16 protein-coding genes are annotated in these 18,114 nt (G+C 50.5%); 8 read left to right on the top strand and 8 right to left on the bottom strand.

What is annotated here, in order from left to right; translation table 11 throughout:
• Positions 1-172: 172 nt before the first annotated feature.
• The 3 genes from OCV37_RS06265 to OCV37_RS06275 are packed head-to-tail and all read right to left on the bottom strand — an operon-like array spanning position 173 to position 3,097.
• Positions 173-985 carry an ABC transporter ATP-binding protein gene (locus OCV37_RS06265; RefSeq protein WP_051680541.1) on the bottom strand — a complete coding sequence of 271 codons (813 nt, stop codon included), beginning with the start codon at positions 983-985 and terminating at the stop codon, positions 173-175.
• A 1-nt stretch (position 986) separates the two neighbouring features.
• Positions 987-2,027, bottom strand: coding sequence for an iron-enterobactin ABC transporter permease (gene fepG / locus OCV37_RS06270; protein ID WP_261888134.1), 1,041 nt, complete (start codon positions 2,025-2,027; stop codon positions 987-989).
• Positions 2,024-3,097, bottom strand: a complete 1,074-nt coding sequence (locus tag OCV37_RS06275) for an iron chelate uptake ABC transporter family permease subunit (RefSeq protein ID WP_038181223.1) — start codon at positions 3,095-3,097, stop codon at positions 2,024-2,026. The genes fepG and OCV37_RS06275 overlap by 4 nt, the downstream gene beginning before the upstream one ends.
• A 123-nt stretch (positions 3,098-3,220) precedes the next feature.
• Here OCV37_RS06275 and entS point away from each other — a divergent pair, with 123 nt between their 5' ends.
• Positions 3,221-4,510, top strand: a complete 1,290-nt coding sequence (gene entS / locus OCV37_RS06280) for an enterobactin transporter EntS (RefSeq protein ID WP_038181220.1) — start codon at positions 3,221-3,223, stop codon at positions 4,508-4,510.
• Between the two features lie 52 nt (positions 4,511-4,562).
• Here the strand turns inward: entS and fepB are convergent, their stop codons facing one another.
• Positions 4,563-5,567, bottom strand: coding sequence for a Fe2+-enterobactin ABC transporter substrate-binding protein (gene fepB / locus OCV37_RS06285; protein WP_038181216.1), 1,005 nt, complete (start codon positions 5,565-5,567; stop codon positions 4,563-4,565).
• A 417-nt stretch (positions 5,568-5,984) separates the two neighbouring features.
• Here fepB and OCV37_RS06290 point away from each other — a divergent pair, with 417 nt between their 5' ends.
• Entirely contained in the window at positions 5,985-6,884 is a 900-nt protein-coding gene (locus tag OCV37_RS06290; RefSeq protein WP_038181214.1) for an isochorismatase family protein, read from the top strand.
• 112 nt (positions 6,885-6,996) lie between these two features.
• On the opposite strand, the gene OCV37_RS06295 is transcribed toward OCV37_RS06290, so the two are convergent.
• A complete protein-coding gene (locus OCV37_RS06295) occupies positions 6,997-8,640 on the bottom strand; it encodes a (2,3-dihydroxybenzoyl)adenylate synthase (RefSeq protein WP_038181212.1) in 1,644 nt (547 codons plus the stop codon).
• Positions 8,641-8,651: 11 nt separating this feature from the next.
• Complete coding sequence (locus OCV37_RS06300; RefSeq protein WP_038181209.1) at positions 8,652-9,833, bottom strand: isochorismate synthase; 1,182 nt, start codon at positions 9,831-9,833, stop codon at positions 8,652-8,654.
• A 176-nt stretch (positions 9,834-10,009) separates the two neighbouring features.
• Between OCV37_RS06300 and OCV37_RS06305 the strand changes: the two genes are divergently transcribed.
• Positions 10,010-10,783, top strand: coding sequence for a 2,3-dihydro-2,3-dihydroxybenzoate dehydrogenase (locus tag OCV37_RS06305; RefSeq protein ID WP_038181208.1), 774 nt, complete (start codon positions 10,010-10,012; stop codon positions 10,781-10,783).
• Positions 10,784-10,986: 203 nt separating this feature from the next.
• Here the strand turns inward: OCV37_RS06305 and OCV37_RS06310 are convergent, their stop codons facing one another.
• Positions 10,987-12,012 (bottom strand): LacI family DNA-binding transcriptional regulator, encoded by a 1,026-nt coding sequence (locus OCV37_RS06310; protein WP_038181205.1) that lies wholly within the window; start codon positions 12,010-12,012, stop codon positions 10,987-10,989.
• A 262-nt stretch (positions 12,013-12,274) separates the two neighbouring features.
• On the opposite strand from OCV37_RS06310, the gene OCV37_RS06315 reads away from it, so the two are divergent.
• The 4 genes from OCV37_RS06315 (at position 12,275) to OCV37_RS06330 (ending at position 15,556) form a co-directional block, all read left to right on the top strand.
• On the top strand, positions 12,275-12,718 hold the full coding sequence (locus tag OCV37_RS06315; protein ID WP_038181202.1) for a PTS sugar transporter subunit IIA: 444 nt from the start codon (positions 12,275-12,277) through the stop codon (positions 12,716-12,718).
• A gap of 41 nt (positions 12,719-12,759) precedes the next feature.
• Complete coding sequence (locus tag OCV37_RS06320; RefSeq protein ID WP_038181200.1) at positions 12,760-13,047, top strand: PTS sugar transporter subunit IIB; 288 nt, start codon at positions 12,760-12,762, stop codon at positions 13,045-13,047.
• A 12-nt stretch (positions 13,048-13,059) separates the two neighbouring features.
• Positions 13,060-14,316 carry a PTS ascorbate transporter subunit IIC gene (locus OCV37_RS06325; protein WP_038181196.1) on the top strand — a complete coding sequence of 419 codons (1,257 nt, stop codon included), beginning with the start codon at positions 13,060-13,062 and terminating at the stop codon, positions 14,314-14,316.
• A 250-nt stretch (positions 14,317-14,566) separates the two neighbouring features.
• Entirely contained in the window at positions 14,567-15,556 is a 990-nt protein-coding gene (locus OCV37_RS06330) for a trypsin-like serine peptidase (protein WP_038181193.1), read from the top strand.
• Positions 15,557-15,864: 308 nt separating this feature from the next.
• Here OCV37_RS06330 and OCV37_RS06335 read toward each other — a convergent pair whose 3' ends face one another.
• Complete coding sequence (locus OCV37_RS06335; RefSeq protein ID WP_038181190.1) at positions 15,865-16,713, bottom strand: helix-turn-helix domain-containing protein; 849 nt, start codon at positions 16,711-16,713, stop codon at positions 15,865-15,867.
• Between the two features lie 249 nt (positions 16,714-16,962).
• Here OCV37_RS06335 and OCV37_RS06340 point away from each other — a divergent pair, with 249 nt between their 5' ends.
• A complete protein-coding gene (locus OCV37_RS06340; RefSeq protein ID WP_038181187.1) occupies positions 16,963-18,102 on the top strand; it encodes a tyramine oxidase subunit B in 1,140 nt (379 codons plus the stop codon).
• Positions 18,103-18,114: the final 12 nt, after the last annotated feature.

Consider the following 18,114-nt stretch of genomic DNA (forward strand, 5'->3'; position numbering starts at 1 on the left):
TCGCGGAACGTTTGTAATCTTTGCAGCGCGTGATCGTATTGAAAATTAGCTGCATTAAAAATTAGCTGCATTAAAAACTAGCTGTGTTGAAAACGAATTGTATTTCAAAACGAATTGCATTGAGGACGAGCCGTGTTGTTGAGGACGGGCTGTATTGAGGACTGACATGACATCACGGTTTCGGGATGATCAACGGGGTATGGGTCAATGGGTCATCAATGATGAGGCTGTTTAACCCGTAGACCTGACGAATCAGAGTTTCATTCATGATCGCTTTCGGCGCGCCCTGCGCAATGACCGCGCCGGATTTCATCACAATCAAATGATCCGCATAGCGACAAGCGTGATTGAGATCATGCAAGACCGCCACGATGGTGCGATTCTCTTGTCTGTTGAGCGTTCTGAACAGTTCCAGTAATTCGATTTGATGCGCGATATCGAGATAGGTTGTGGGTTCATCCAATAACAGATAAGGCGTCTGTTGGGCCAGAACCATCGCAACCCAGACGCGCTGGCGTTGTCCGCCAGACAAGGATTCTACCGTTTGTTGCCGCAGTGCTTCTGTCTGGGTGGCTTGCATGGCGTCATTGACGGCTTGCTCATCTGCTTGTGTCCAGCGCCGCAGAAACGACTGGTGCGGAAAGCGGCCTCTGGCCACCAGTTCATGCACCGTGATACCACTGGGGGCGATGGCCGATTGAGGCAGCAGACCCAGAACTTTTGCCAGCGCTTTGCGCGGATATTGTTCAAGGCTTTTGCCATCCAGACAGATCTGCCCCTTGCTGGGGGAGAGAAGCTTGCTGAGCCCGCGCAGCAGGGTCGATTTGCCACACCCATTTGGCCCCAGAATCACGGTAAACTGATGATCCGGGATGTGAAGAGACAGCCCCTCAGTAATGGGCGGATCTTGATAGGCGAGCGTGATGTTGTCAGCTATCAAACGACTGGGTTGGGTTTGTGTAGAGTGTGGGACATCAGTCACCATATCATTTTCCTGATTGTTGAATTAAAAGATAAATCAGATAGAAGCCACCAATACTGACAGTGACAATGCCGACCGGTAACTGATTCGGAGCAAAGAGATTCGCGGCGATAAAGTCTGACAGGGTGAGGAGCATGGCCCCCATGAATGCCGCAGGTATGAGAGCGAGCCCGCCTTCCCGGGTCAGCTTTTTCGCCAGTTGTGGTGCCACAAGGGCAATGAAAGCAATCGGCCCGGCAGTGGCTGTGACGGCTGCGGTTAAAATGACACCGCATAACATCGCCAGCTGACGGGTTCTTTCACTGTTGATCCCCAGCATATTGGCGCTGTCATCTCCCATTTCGAGGAGGTTCAGCTTTCTCGCCAGCATGGCCGCGGCCAGTAAAGCGGCCGAAATGAAAGACAGTGACGGCACAACCTGATGCCAACTGACGCCATTGAGTGAACCGGCCCCCCACAGTGCAGCGGCCATTGCGGTTTCTAAGTTGCTCGAAATCATCATCCAGGTATTCAAAGCACTCAACATGGCACTCACACCAATCCCGATAATAATCAGACGAAAGCCTTGTATTCCTTGTTTAAACGCCAGCCCGTACACCAAACCGGCACAAACAATCCCCCCGACGATTGCACCGCAAGCGATCTGCAAGCTGCCACCGCCGAACAAAATGATGACCACCAGTGCGCCGGTATAGGCACCGGTGTTAAAGCCAATCACATCAGGACTGCCGAGCGGGTTACGGATCAGAGACTGAAACAGGGCACCACTGACGCCCAGTGCGGCACCGAACACTAATGCGGATGTGAGCCGGGGCAGCCGCCATTCGAGCACGACCGTGGTGAGGAATCGTTCTCCTTCCCCAAACAGCACTTGTGACAGCTCAGAAAAGGTCGTTTTCAACTGCCCGGTGGCGAGGGCAAAAATCGCAACACCGACGGTGAACAGGAGCAGGATAAAGCACCACTTGAGCGTGCGCTTAGCGAGCAGAAGATTGATCCGGCCGGTTTGGCTGCCGATTAAAATGGTATGGGATGGTTGCATCATAATTTGCCAAAAGAGGTGACCTGACGCGCCAAATAAATCAGCACCGGCGCGCCGACAAACGCAGTCACAATGGAGACACGAATCTCATTGACGGCAATCACCCGGCCAACCATGTCAGCACTGATGAGCAAGAGCGGTCCGAGAACAATAGCATACAGCGTCAGCCAAAGCTGGTTCGGGCCAGACAGACGACGCGCAATATGGGGAATCATTAAGCCGATGAAGCCAATCGGGCCTGCAATCGCGGTGGCGCTGCCACAGAGCAGGGCAATCGCAAACAGAGCGCTCAGTTGCACCAGTCTTACATGAGTGCCTAAACCTTGCGCGATATCTTCGCCGAGTGACAGATTATCTAAGGCGGGCGCAATCGCCAGTGCTGTAATCACCCCGGCCAGAACCGGCAAAACGGCCATCAAGGCGAGTGACCGATCACGAATGTCCAGCGAGCCGGCATCCCAGAAACGCATCGCATCGAATGCCTCTGGATTCATCAGGGTCATCGACGAAGCAATCCCGGCCAGCAGCGCTCCGATAGCAATCCCGGCCAATGTAATTTTGAGCGGGTTCACTCGGGCTTCTTTATATGTGCCGACAAAATACACAAAAATGCTGGTGAACATTGCGCCGAAAAACGCCAGCCAGAGGTGTTCGGCCATGCTGTGGTTGCCCAGCAGGATGATCCCCGTCAGCACAAAGAAACTCGCCCCGGCATTGACGCCAAGAATGCCGGGATCGGCAAGGGGATTTCGTGTGATCGACTGAATTAAGCATCCGGCAACCGCTAAGGCAGCACCGACCAATAACCCCGTCAGGGTTCTGGGGAGGCGACTCTCGATAATAATCAAACTTTCGGTGGTGTTCGCTTGCGCGAGTAATCCATCCACCACCATGCCGGGTGAGATACTTTTGGCACCGATAAACAGGCTGGCGGTGGCAAGTATCATCAGGGCGGCTATCAGACCCATCAGTTTACCGGACAGGCTGAATCGCGGTTCATGCGTGAAGGCACTGCGGCTCGATGTTGTTACATCTTGGTGAGACGTTCGGGACGGAGAAAATTGCTGATTCATGAATCTTAATAAAAATAATTATCATTTCCATTATTATAAATAAATGATTAGAATGTTCAACCTTCAGACACTCGTCATGAAGCGTAATGCCTTACAATGTCTCAAATTTTAATGTAGAAGATGATGAAAACACCCAAACTGTTCTTAGATTTTAGCCTGCTGAAACAAAACCCTCACTTTCGAATGGTCTTCATTGCCCGAATGATGTCCGTGCTTGCTTTAGGCATGATGACGGTCGCAGTACCCATTCAGATTCATCAGATGACCGGCTCGACCCTGCAAGTGGGGCTGATTATGGCCTTAGACGGCATCGGGATGTTTGTTGGACTGTTATTGGGCGGGGTTCTGGCTGATCAGTATGACCGACGCAAACTGATTTTAATGGCACGGGCGACCTGTGGCATCGGCTTTGGTGCATTGGCTCTGAATAGTTTACTGGCGGATGCATCGCTGAGTGCGCTTTATATACTCTCGGTATGGGATGGCTTTTTCGGGGCGCTGGGGATGACGGCTCTGATGGCTTCTCTTCCGGTGATTGTCGGGCGGGAAAATCTGCCGGCTGCTGCCGCCTTGAGCATGCTCACCGTGCGTATCGGGATGGTGCTGTCACCGGCAATCGGCGGGCTGATCATTGCATGGGGTGATGTCAGTTGGAACTATTTGGCAGCATCGGTTGGTACATTGGGCACCCTGATTCCACTGTTCAGGTTACCGGCAATGCAACCCACCCATCAAACACCGGTGAATCCTTTACGGTCCTTGTATGAGGGCGTGCAGTTCTTGTTTGCCAATAAAGTCGTCGGTTGTGTGGTGGTCTTCGGCACGTTAGAAACGTTGGCAACCGCGGTTCGGGTGATGTTTCCGGCGCTGGCATTAGAAACATTTACCGGTAATGCGACGAATGCCGGTTTGATGTATTCGGCCATTCCTCTGGGGGCGATGATCGGGGCTTTAACCTCCGGGTGGGTGAAAACGTCACGCCAGCCGGGCATGGTGATGATTTATGCCACGATGGGGACTTTCGTCTCCATTGTTTTGATGGGGCTGACCGGTAACTTTTGGCTGTTTTTAGTCATTCTGGTGGTTTACGGCTATGCCGGTTCTGTTGCGTCACTGATCCAATATTCAATTGTGCAGGGTCATACGCCTGATCATTTGTTAGGGCGGGTCAGTAGTTTGTGGACCGCGCAGGATGTGACCGGTGACTCGGCCGGGGCGCTGGGGCTCGGCGCTCTTGGTAAAGTAATGGCCCCGGCGGTATCCGTATTGAGTTTTGGACTCGGGGCGACCGGGATCGGCCTGTTGATGGTGATGGCATTTCGCTCTCTGCGGCAGGCAACCTTATTTGATCCTGCTTTAGCGCCTCAGGAACCGCTCACAGACACATCGCCAGCGACGGCGAATGAAGCCTGACCGCCTCAGCATAAGGCGGTTTTGGCTGACGAAAGTTTATCGGTGAGAAGATTTATCGGTGAAAGGTCATATCCAGTGTGGTGAGTAAGTTCATCGCACTGTAGTAATCGAGTCTGAAAGAGTCGTTGCCCATTGCAAAAACATGGCCTTGGCGAATCGCTGGCAGGTGGGCAATAAATGGATTGTGTTTCGCCTGTTCGACAATCGCTTGATCCGCAGCAAAGAGCAGCACTGAGTTGCCGGTGATGGCATCGGCAAATTTTTCTCCGTTGACGGGCACAATATCTTTGCGGTTTCCCATTTGATGATTGTTCTTCAGCTCATCGGGGAGCGGGCTTAACGTGAAGCCGAGTAAGCTGAGTATTTGCCCCTGAGCCGAGTCCGCCGTCCAGAAGTTACCGCCGCGGTTATCACCGTAATAGACCATAGCTGAGACGGGTTGTGGCGGTAGTGCAATGCGCGATTTTAGTGTCTTGATTCTGTTATCAAATCTTTCAATAGCCGATTCGGCCTGTTGGCTTCTGTCGGTTATCGAACCCAGTAGCCGCGCTAACGCCTGCCAGCTTTTATCATCGTAATTGATCACCAGTGTCGGCGCGATCGTCGAAAACTGTTGATAAAGCTTTAGGGCGGAGTCACCACCGGTTGCAGACACAATGATCAGATCGGGTTTTTCTTTGGCGACTGCTTCAGCATTGGCCACGCCCTGATATAAGGGTTTGATATCGCGGCGATAGGCGACTTGATTCCACTGATGAAAGAAACCATTTTTGTCTGCCACAAGCGTATTGGGGCGTGCACCGCCTGAGGCAATCAGCGGTGCATCAATGGTTAGCAAGGTCCCGGTGATTGAAACGCTGGTGGAGACAATGCGCTGTGGTGGTTTGTTCAGGGTGACGGTGCCGTAAGGGCCAGCAATGGTTTTCGGCCAGCCTTGAGAAACCGTCAGAGCGGTATCTGTAGCGGTATTGGCTGTGGCGTCGGTTGTGGTGTCGTTGCATCCTGCGATGAAGACGGAACCAATGACGCCCAAGAGGAAAAATAATAAGCGAGGCATAGCAAGCTCCAATGGCTATCGGGCGCAAGTTGTCTTGGATCGATTCTCTGTCATTGACTCTGTTTATCGACTCTGTGACAGAGAAAGCATCCCGTCGTCGCGCCGGGCAATAATAATAGGTGAGTACTTTATTGCGAATAGCTCTCATTATCAATTGATTTTATTCAACAGGCTGTTTATTATTTTGGGAATGATAATCGTTAACATTTAATCGGTAATTCGAGATGAGCCCGAACGAAGGGTAGGAGTTCGCGAATGGTATTAGTTCGCGAATACTATCAGTTCGCGAATACTATCAGTTCGCGAATACTATCAGTTCGCCAGCCGGGATTGGATCGCAAACGAGTCAGCCGTTTTTCTCAACCATTTTGAATTCATTATTTTTATTAACCATTTTGATCAACAAGGATAATCACCATGGCGATTCCCAAGATAGCCGCATATCAAATGCCCTCACAGGATGCTTTTCCGGCAAACAAGGTCGATTGGCAGTTAGATGCAAAAAAAGCCGTTCTGCTGATCCACGATATGCAGGATTACTTCATTAATTTTTTCGATAAGCAGGCTGCGCCAGTCCCTGATCTCATTAAACAGATTCAGTCTGTCAAACAGGCTGCGAATGCGGCAGGTATACCGATTGTTTATACCGCACAACCGGCCAATCAAGATCCGCAAGAGCGTGCGCTCCTGACCGACTTTTGGGGGACCGGGTTAACCCGGGATACCGAAATCATCGCGGATCTCGCCCCGCAAGCGAACGATATGATTTACACCAAATGGCGCTATAGCGCATTTAAGAAAACCCCGCTGCTTGAATGGATGCATGAAACAGGACGCGATCAGCTGATTATCGTCGGGGTTTATGCCCATATCGGCATTCTTTCGACGGCACTTGATGCCTTTATGCTCGATATTCAACCGTTTGTGGTCGGTGATGCGGTCGCCGATTTTTCACCGACAGACCATCAATATGCACTGGCGTATGTCACGGGCAGGGCCGGGAGCGTGAAGTCGGCTCAGCGTGTGATTGAAGAAATCAATCACAGCGCGCAGTCTGCGCCGGTAATCAATCTGGCAGCGATGCAAAAAGATGTGGCAGAGATGTTAGATCTGGAGACCGACGATATCGATGTGGATGAGAATCTGATGCTGCTTGGTCTGGATTCTATCCGTGCGATGAATTTATTGGAAAGATGGCGCAAGCAAGGTGTAAATGTCGCGTTCTCTGAGGTGATGAAGCAAGTGACCTTGAGAGGATGGTGGCAACTGATGGTCAGTGCGCAACACCATCAGATGCAAGCGCATGAGGTTGCCTAGTCGCCTCAGCTTACATTTGATGCGATAAATGGATCGCACCGTAAACAGGCAAGCAAAAACCGATTTCAGATGAAATCGGTTTTTTGTCGCGAGCTGATTTTCAGCAGGATGGTCAGGCCGAACCGGTCTTCAACTGACGGGACGAGAACTGTTCCCTGAGCCGTTTCTTATTGATTTTACCGACCGGTGTTTTGGGTAACACCGTGATCCAATGAATCTGATCGGGAATTTTATACTCAGCCAGCCCCTTTTCATGCAAGAAACGTTTGAGCACGATAGGCTTGAGCGGTGTATCCTGATTCTCCAAGACCACAATCGCACAGCTGCGTTCGCCAAGAAATTCATCGGGTACTGCAATGAGGGCAGCATCGTGTACATCCGGGTGCTGTAATAAAAGGTTTTCCACCTCTTCGGCCGCAATCTTTTCGCCACCGCGGTTGATCTGATCTTTATCACGCCCGGTGACAATGATGTTGCCGTCCTGCGTCAGCCTGACTAAATCTCCGGTCGAATAAAACCCGTCATGGTTGAAGGCGCGCCGGTTATGTTCGGCTGCCCGATAATAGCCGCGTATGGTGTAGGGGCCTCGTGTCAGTAATTGCCCCTCCTGACCGACAGGCACCGGCTCACCATCTTCATTAACAACTAACACTTCATCATCGGGAGAAATCGGCCGTCCTTGGGTCGAGACGATGATATCAAGCGGATCATCTAACCGCGTGTAATTGACCAGACCTTCCGCCATGCCAAATACCTGCTGTAATTGACAGTTCAGTGTCTCCGGCAATTGTTGTGCCGCGCTTTGACTGAATTTCGCCCCGCCGACCTGCACCAGTTGCAGGCTGGAGATATCCTCGCCTGCGGCAGGGGCATACTGCATCCAGAGTAACGCCAGAGGCGGCACCAGCGCAGATACGGTCACTTTGTGGCGTTCGATCAGTTCAAACGCCGCTTTTGGGGATGAATCTTGCCCCAGTATGACGCTGCCACCAGAGAAAAAGACCCCGAGAGAGCCCGGTGAACTCAACGGAAAGTTATGCGCCACAGGCAGCACACACAGATAGTTGGTGTCCGGGGTGAAGCGGCAAATCTCAATGCTGCCAATCACGCTGTATACATAGTCATTGTGCGTTCTTGGTATTAACTTTGATGTACCGGTTGTGCCGCCGGATAACTGATAAAAGGCGACATCGCCGGGCTGACTGTACTGCTGGTAGCAGGGGGCTGAATAGAGGGTGTCGAGCGGCGTGATCCCGGGGTGTGAAGCGCTGCCTGAGGTGATGGCGAATTGGAGGGACGGGCAAGTCTCCAGCAACTGCAAAGCCTGTTTTTGGCTGTCAAAACCCACAATCTGATCAGAGCAAATATAGGCTTTAGCCGCCGCGTGCTGACAAAAGTAGCTTAACTCTATGTGCCGATGGGCCGGCAGCGCGAGAATCGGTTTGATCCCTTTGAGGGTTAAGGCAAAGAAGCAGATGTAAAATGCTGGCTCATTTGCCATTTGCAGCACGACGTTGTCACCGGGTTTTAATCCCAGAGCAAGTAAGCCGGCTGACAGTCCGGCTATTTTCTGTTGCAGCTGCTGATAGGTATATTGCTGATTCTGACACACCAATGCGATAGCGTGGGGTGACTGCGTTGCGGTTGCTGAGAAGCAGTCAAACAGGGTTCGGTCTTGCCAGTATCCTTGCTTGCGATAGTATTGTGCGTATTCGGCCGGCCAAGGGGTAAAGTCTAATGGTGTTGAAGCTGTCATGGCATGTCCTCTTACGCGATGAGTCGATCATCAAGTTGAATCCCGGCCGCTTTCAGAATGGTGCTCATCTTTGCGCCGGTTTCTTCCAGTTCGCTTTGCGGAGAAGACTCGTTGACAATTCCGGCACCGGCAAAAATACACATTTCGCGTTGACTGACTTCGGCACAGCGAATCGTCACGACCCACTCGCCATTCCCCCGCGCATCACACCAGCCAATCATGCCACTGAAGTAGCCGCGCTCAAATGTTTCGAGCTGCTTGATGGCCTGATAAGCCGACAGCCTTGGAAAACCGCACACTGCGGGCGTCGGGTGAAGTTCTGCTGCAATCTGTAAAGCATTCACATTCGGGTCAATCGCTTCGCCTTCTAAAACGGTTGAGAGGTGAAGCATCGTTTCGGTTTCGATGACCGATGGCACCATCGGCGTGAAGAGGTTACGGCAGTAGCGGCTTAATACTTTTTCGACTTCTTCCACCACAAAACTATGTTCGTTCAAATCTTTTTGGGTATCGAGCAGCGCACTATGGGAGCGCTGATTGTCTGACGCATTGGCTGACTTAGGTCGGGATCCGGCCAGCGGGTTTGAAACGACGTGGCCGCCTTTTTTTGCCAGCAATAACTCAGGGCTGGCTCCCATCAGTTTGGCATTGCCGCCGATATCGGCAGCAAAGGTGTAGCCGCGAGCGTTAATCGCCAGCAGATTTCTGAGCAGGGCGATCTGGTTAATGGCTTGATCGGTGGCGATACGAACCGAACGAGACAGAACAACCTTAGAAAGCTCGGTGGTATTGAACAGATTTAATAACGTGGAGACCCCTTGTTTATAGTCATCGCCGGTCGGTGGTGAAATCACCGTGGCTTTGTTCGAGCCCGACGCGTCATTTTTACATGCCCGGGGACTACCGGAGACATACAACTTTTGTGGGATAAAAAACTTCGTTGGCGTATTTTCATCGAACGGCACCGTGGCGAATAAGACCGGATTGTCATTGTCCGATGTTTTTGCCTGCTCAAGCATTTGGGTTGCGTGCCGGGCCAGCTCCGTAAACGGTATGGCTTGATGCAACTGCTGTTCAATCCCCACACCCAGCATAGAACTGTTTGGTGATGCAAAGAAAAATGGTGCGCTCTCTAATTCTTGCTCCAAGAGGGATTGAGCCATTTGGGAGAAGCCGACAACTTCACGTTTCATAATTACCTCTTTCAAATGTGATGACAAAGATTTGCCATTTGTTTCATACACAAAATATTGGTAGGATTATAGATGAGAACAATTATCAATTTCAAATGATAATTTATCTTATTTGAGCTTGTTCATCGTGGCTATCGTTCACTGAAAACTGAAAACTGAAAACAGGAGACAGAGGGTTGAATCAACATCATCAAACGGTTTTACTGACCGGTGCCAGTCAGGGGATTGGCTATGCCGTCCTCGAACGGTTACTGGCGGAGGGGTACAAGGTTGTCGCAACGGATCGTTGTATCCATGCTCTTGAGGCAGCGTTGGCGGGGGTGCAACAAAAATATACGACTCAGCTCGATTACTACGCCATTGACTTGCTGGATAACCAGTTAGCACAGCAAGTCGCACAGCTGTGCAGTGAATATCAGTTCGATCACTTTGTCAGTTGTGCCGGGGTGCTCAGCAGCGGCAGTGTTCATGCAATGTCGGTCGAAGAGATTCAGCAGATGTTTCATATCAATACTTTCGGGACTTTGACCATGATGCAGCAGGTCGCAAAAGGGATGAAACAGCGTCAGTCGGGAAACATGGTGATCATCGGTTCGAATGCCGCGAATACGCCAAGACTGAATATTGGTGCCTATGCGGCCTCTAAATCTGCATTACATATGCTGGTCAAGTGCTGCGCACTGGAGCTGGCGGAATTCGGGATTCGTTGCAATATCGTCAGTCCGGGTTCCACCAGAACAGACATGCAGACGCAACTGTGGCATGACAATTATGGGGAACAGCAGGTGATTGAAGGAAATCTTGCCCAATATCGTCTGGGGATTCCTTTGCGAAAAATGGCCGAGCCGGTTGATATCGCCAATAGTGTGCTGTTTTTAATGTCTGATGCTGCCCGTCAGATCACCATGCATGACCTGCGTGTCGATGGGGGAGCAACGCTGGATCATTAATCCGGAGCGTGAAAGTGAGTCAAATCATCACCGTCCGGGGCGGTGGTGATCTATTTTCTGTTGACGGCTTAACGGATTCATAAAACAGGCGGAGTGATCCCGATGCGTTGCTCACCGTATGATTTGCCAATCGAGTGGCGTCGCTGCTATGAATCACCGTACTGATATCTACCGACGTACTAATATCTACCAATGCACTGGTATCAACCGACCGTACTGGCTCTTCGTTTGAGTTTATACTTCAGCGTCGTAGATGACTCCAATAACCCCCCTTTGATGGCTTGTATCAGCTTTTCGGCGGCTTTGAGACCCATTGTCTCATAGTCAAATTCCGCACAGGTCAGGCTCGGGTAGGCATGTTCTCCCATCGATGAGCCTTCAAGACACATAATCGCCATATCTTTCGGTACTTTCAGCAGTCTGCGGTGACACTCAAATAATGCGCCGATGGCAATATCTTCATGGCTGCATACCAAGGCATCCAAGACGGAATCCCGGAGCAGCAATTTCGCCAGCCCTTCAGCACCTAACCGGGAAGAGGGCGCATCCGGGGTGGTTAAAAAATGGTCGGGGGTCAGATAGTTCTCGATCATCGCACTTTGCCAGCCATGTAGCTGATGCTGCAAAGTAAAATGGTCACCGCGTGCACCGATAAAGCCGATATGCCGAAAGCCTTGCTCAATCAGGTGTCGGGTACATGTTTTCCCGACATCAAAGTAATCAAAACCGATATTGAAGTAGTTCGCTTTGGAGCCTTGTTCTGCGATCTCTAACACAATGGTATTGGTCGATTTCAGGAGCTGGTGGGTGCGCTGGGTATGTTCCTGTCCGAACAGCACGACGCCCGCCGGGCGGCTTTCTAAGAATGTGGAGATCAGTTTTTCTTCCTGAGTGATTGAATAATCACTGTAGCCGATCAGTAACTGATAGCCTGCTTTATTGAGGGCGTGTTGAAAGTTGGGCAGGAAAACCGCACAAGCTTTTTCAAACAGTGACGGAATGACCAGTGCGATGGAGTGGCTTTCGGCTGATGCGAGTGTCCCTGCTGCTTTATTCGGGATATAACCGAGCTCATCCACCACTTGCTGAATCTTTTCTCTGAGGTGATCGGAGACGAGATCCGGCGTTCTTAGTGCACGCGACACCGTCATCGTGCCGACACCTGCTTTGCGGGCGACATCAGCTAACGTGATGCTACCGGTACTTCTTCGTTTACGGGGTCTGCTCATTGTTCCAATTTTATGTCATAGGTTTGCTGCGCTGGGATTTTACCACAGCTTGTCGGTGATCCTGTTGGTTATCAGCCCGATACTAACGTATCAGTGTCTTGATTCAATTCATTCCATCTTCAGGCACACTCAAAATACAACCTGCATCACACAAATGATAGCGCTATCAGATAGCGCTATCATTTGTGATCAATTTAAGATTTTTCTGACATGTTGTTCTGTAAAGTGTCACTAAACCACACAACAACGTTGGAACAAAACCATGCTACGTGAACTGATAACACCTGATGTGGTGCGCATTTATTCTGATGCGGCCGACTGGAAGGATGCGATTGAAAAATCGTGTGCGGCTTTGATTGACAATCATGCAATCGAACCCGGTTATGTGGACGCCATTTGTCGCTCGCATGAATCGATCGGGCCTTATTATGTGGTTGGCCCCGGCATGGCGATGCCCCATGCCCGCCCGGAAGATGGCGTCAACCGCATGGCGCTGGCGATAACGGTGATTCAACAAGGTGTGAATTTTCATGCCGAAGAAAATGATCCGATCAAAATGCTGGTGACCTTAGCGGCAACAGACAGTAACAGCCACATTGAAGCGATTGCGCAATTGGCTGAACTATTTATGAATGAAGCGCATGTACAACAGATTTGCAATGCGAACAGCAAAGATGATGTGCTTGCGGTGATTGAACAATATTAAATTTTATCTCCTTACACCCTCTAAAAATAAAGGTCTGAATGATGAAAATTATCGTTGTATGCGGCAATGGTCTTGGCACCAGCCTGATGATGGAAATGAGCATTAAAGCCATTGTGAAAGAACTGAATGTTGAGGCGAGCGTGGATCATGTTGATCTCGGTTCCGCCAAAGGAACCGATTGTGACATCTTCGTTGGCACCAATGATATTGCTGAGCAGTTAAACACCTTAGCGGTAGAGCCACGTATTGTTGCACTGGATAACATGGTGGACAAAGCGGCGATGAAAGCACGTTTGTCCGTGGCTCTGCAAGAGCTGGGTTATCTGTAAGGAGGAGGCGCGATGGAGTTCTTTAATTTCTTAATGAATGATGTGCTGTCCGAACCCTCTGTGCTGGTTGGTGTAATCGCTTTGATTGGTCTCATCGCACAGAAAAAATCAGTGACGGAATGTATCAAAGGCACGGTCAAAACCATTCTGGGATTTATTATTTTAGGTGCCGGGGCGGGGTTGGTTGTCGGCTCGCTCGGTGACTTCGCCACGATTTTTCAGCACGCTTTCGGGATTACCGGTGTCGTTCCGAACAATGAGGCGATCGTCTCGATTGCGCAGAAATCATTTGGCCGTGAAATGGCGATGATCATGTTTTTTGCGATGCTGGTGAATATTCTGATTGCCCGTTTTACACCGTGGAAATTTATCTTTTTGACCGGGCATCACACGCTGTTTATGTCGATGATGGTGGCTGCGATTCTTGCCACCAGCGGGATGAAAGGCGTACCGCTGATTGCTTTGGGATCGGTTGTGGTCGGTTGCGTGATGGTGTTTTTCCCTGCCATCGCTCACCGCTACATGAAACAGGTCACCGGCTCGGATGATGTCGCGATTGGTCACTTTTCAACCCTGTCTTATGTGCTTGCCGGATTTATCGGCAGTAAACTGGGTAATAAAGAACATTCAACAGAAGATATGAATGTACCTAAAAGCTTATTGTTCCTGCGCGATACACCCGTTGCGATCTCATTCACCATGGGCATTATTTTTATCATTACCTGTCTGTTCGCCGGTGGTGATTATGTGCGTGAGGTCAGTGGTGGTAAGCACTGGTTTATGTTTGCTTTAATTCAGTCGATCACTTTTGCCGGTGGGGTGTATGTCATCCTGCAAGGGGTACGGATGATTATCGCTGAAATCGTGCCGGCCTTTAAAGGTATATCCGATAAGCTGGTGCCCAATGCCAAACCCGCACTGGATTGTCCGGTGGTCTTTCCCTATGCGCCGAATGCGGTATTGGTCGGTTTCCTGTCGAGTTTTGCCGCCGGTTTAGTCGGGATGTTGCTGCTCTACCTGATGAATTTAACCATCATCATTCCCGGTGTGGTACCTCACTTTTTCGTCGGTGCTGCTGCCGGGGTGTTCGGTAACGCAACCGGCGGGCGACGCGGCGCTATTTTAGGCGCTTTCGCTCAGGGACTGTTGATTACATTCCTGCCGGTATTCCTATTGCCCGTCTTGGGTGATTTAGGCTTTGCCAATACCACGTTCAGTGATTCGGACTTTGGTGCTATCGGGATTCTGCTGGGATTGATCGTCCGCTGATTGTCAGCTTGCAAAGTAAAGGTTTCACCGCTGGGTCATGCCAGTCAGTTATGCTGACTGGCATTTGTTCTTTTGGGGAGCAGATCACGTCTGGATATTCGGATATGCAATGCGTACTGATTCACACTTTCGCGAGATTTATAATTAGACTAATATGCATATTGTTGTGTATGAATGCTCAACATACTCAAACAACGTCAGGATGTCAGAACGCTGTTTACTTTCTAATCTGAATATAAAGGAATACAAAATGAAGTTTAGAATCTTATCCCTCTCAATCATCGGCTTGTGTTCACTGGGAGTTCAGGCCAGTGATTTAACACAATTTACCGAAATCGCTCAGAAAGCCAACTTTATCGATGGTGTGAATATCGTTGAGCCCCCGGAGTTTACCAATGATGATCCGACGTTCAGTGACTCTGTTGTTGATCGGGCAGATGCTATGGGCGCGATTGCGGTTGACCGGGACGGCAACCAATCCACCGCTGAGATTTCAGCAGAAACATTGCAGGCGCTTGAGGACGCAATTAAAACATTTGATGATCTGGGTCTGGATGCCACTTTATTTACCACACCGGAACAGGAATCAACGGTGAAACCTGAATTGACCGGAGAAGAAGAGGATATTCAGGGGGTGGTCATTGGTCGTGATGATCGAACCCGGATCACCAATACAACAGCTGCACCTTACAAGTATATCGGCCACATTTCAGTGGGATGTACCGGAACGCTGATTGGGAGTAAATATGTGCTGACAGCAGGTCACTGTGTGGCAGACGGTCGTGGTAGCTGGTATAAGAATCTGGATTTCGCCGCCGGGCAGAATGGTTCGACCAAACCTTGGGGCACCACCGGGTGGAAAACTGCGGTCACCACCAAAGCTTGGTTCAATAACCGCAATTCTAACTATGATTATGCGTTAATCGTATTGCAAAAAGCCCCACATGGCGGGTCTTCTGGCTGGGGCGTTTATTCCGGCGGTACGCATTCGGTGACCGGATATCCGGGCGATAAAAGCCGCGGGACGCTGTGGACTGACTCCGGTGCGACCAATACCATCTCTTCTTACCGTATCTGTTATACAATCGATACTGCAGGGGGCGAAAGTGGTAGCGGCATCCGCGATAGCAGTAACATCGTCCGCGGGATTCATACAACCGGTTCATCATCCCGCAACTGTGGTACCCGGTTGACCAGCACCGTATACAATACGCTGAAGGAGTGGATCTCTACTCATTAACCCTATTTTTATGTCAGACTGATTGTTTATGTCAGACTGATAAGACAAGCGCTGGGTTTGCGCATGTCGATCCGTTAAGCAATCAATGAGCGGCTGAGATCCGCCAAACATCATCAAGGCTCTGAGAATTCAAATCTGAGAGCCTTTTGTTTTGTCGTTCTGACCGCTCTGATATCGACCCTGACACGCGCAAATCTTATTTGTTTCTAAAGCATGTTTGTATCTAAGGCATGTTTGTCTCTAATGAATATTTGTCTGTAATGAATGTTTATCGGTACTGAATTGGTGCAAAAATGCACAAAATGAGGTCAGTTGTAGCGAATCCGGCTCAGATAAGTCTCATGTTTGACCCGCTTCTGGTAATCGAGGGGCGTCGCACTGACCAACCGCTTGAATTCTCTCAAAAAATGAGCCTGATCACTGAATCCCAGTCCATAGGCTAAGTCGGAAAAGACCACCTGCTGGTGGTGGTTGATATGATAGACCGCTGACTGGCAACGGATGATCCGGCTGAATGCTTTGGGGGACAGTCCCAGATCATTGAGAAACTGGCGTTGTAACGTGCGGCTGGTATAGCCGGTCATCGCCTCTAACTGCTGGATCTGAATATTCCCTTGATGATGAAAAATATGCTGCATCGCTTGTGATGTCAGCGGCGAAAAACGCCGTTTCCTGTGACTGTGCAACAGCTTTTTCTTGAGAAATTGCTGCGTCAGCCTGACTTGCCCGACAAACGTTGGCGTACTGACGACTTGTTCGAACAGTGCGTGACACCTTGGCACGACCTCATGTAACCGCAGTAAATGGTTGACCATTTCACTGGCCGACGCATCGAGAAAATCGGGAATGACTCCCGGCACAAACCGAACCCCGAAATAGCGATGCTGATGGACAAAATTGGCCCGGGTTGCTTCGAGGGTCGTACCGCAAACGTATGCTGCCGGAGAGGTGGCGTCACAATCGAACAGAATGTCGATACAGCCGTCGGGGATCGCGAGAGTCAGAGCGGCGGATTGGTCAGCTTCAAAACTATAGAAGTGAGACACCTCCGGAATTTCCGAGGAACAAAGCGAAAAATCCTGCGCGGCACTCAAGACAAACCAAGGCTGTTTGGCGTGAATACCTGCCACACGACTGACAATCGAAGCGTTGGACATAATGACACCTGCTTTTTCGGGATAAACCCATCCGAATAGAGTGAGAAGCAAACGTGGTGCCAATATTGGGGCTTTTATCAATATTCGTGTCATGTCGCAAAAATTCAATACGCTGTCTGTCGGGCGCTCTACCATCCAAACTATCCGTTGTTCATCTGATGTGATTCGCCAGGGAAGGTCGATGACTGACACCGCGGTGACCCGGAACACGGCATACCCATTCTACCCCCTATTTTTTGAGGTGATGTGATGTCAGAACGTACCAAAATTGATTTTATTTACCTGTCGGAGCAGGACATGCTCAAAGCCGGCGTGACCGATATGCCAAGCTGTGTCGATACTATGGAAGCGATGTTTGCTCTGCTGTGGCAGGGCGATTATCGTATGGCTGGGGCGAATAATGATTCTCACGGCGCCATGGTCATTTTTCCGGAAGAGTCGCCTTTTCCGACCATGCCGAAACCGACCGCTGATCGCCGTTTGATGGCGATGCCGGCTTATCTCGGCGGCAGTTTCCAGACGTGTGGCGTCAAATGGTATGGCTCCAACATTGCCAACCGCGAGAAAGGTCTGCCCCGTTCGATCCTCATGTTTATCCTCAACGATATTGAAACCGGTGCGCCACTGGCCTATATGTCCGCCAACCTGTTATCGGCTTATCGTACCGGTGCCGTACCGGGAGTGGGCGCCCGTTATCTGGCGCGTCCGGATTCGAAAGTCATCGGTTTGCTTGGCCCCGGTGTGATGGGCAAAACCGCCGTGGCAGCTTTTATGACCGCCTGTCCTCAGATTGATACCATTCAAGTCAAAGGCCGCGGACAGCAAAGCCTCGATAGCTTCCTCACTTGGGTGGCAGCGACTTATCCGCAGATCACCACAATCGAGATTGTCGATTCACTGGAAGAGGTGGTGCGGGGCGCCGATATTGTCACATACTGCAATTCGGGCGAGACCGGAGACCCCTCAACCTATCCGATCGTCAAACGGGAATGGGTCAAACCGGGCGCTTTTCTGGCGATGCCAGCCTATTGTCGTCTTGATGAGGGGATGGAGCAGGATGACATTCGCAAAGTGCTTGATAATACCGGCCTGTATCAAGCTTGGTACGAAGAAGTGCCCAAGCCGGCTCATCACCATATTCCGGTCATCGGCGTACGTTTTATGGACATGATCGCCGAAGGCAAAATCACCCTCGATCAGCTGGAAGATATCGGTGAGATAGTCTCCGGTGAAGTGCCCGGTCGCCAGAACGATGAAGAGATCATCATCATGTCTGTCGGTGGTTTACCGGTCGAAGATGTGGCGTGGGCGACGGTGATTTACCGCAATGCACTCGCGCAGGGCATTGGCGTCAAACTGAATCTTTGGGACGAGCCGGTATTGTGCTGAACGGACATCGTT

The organism is Vibrio rhizosphaerae (assembly GCF_024347095.1).
Taxonomy (GTDB): Bacteria; Pseudomonadota; Gammaproteobacteria; order Enterobacterales; family Vibrionaceae; genus Vibrio; species Vibrio rhizosphaerae.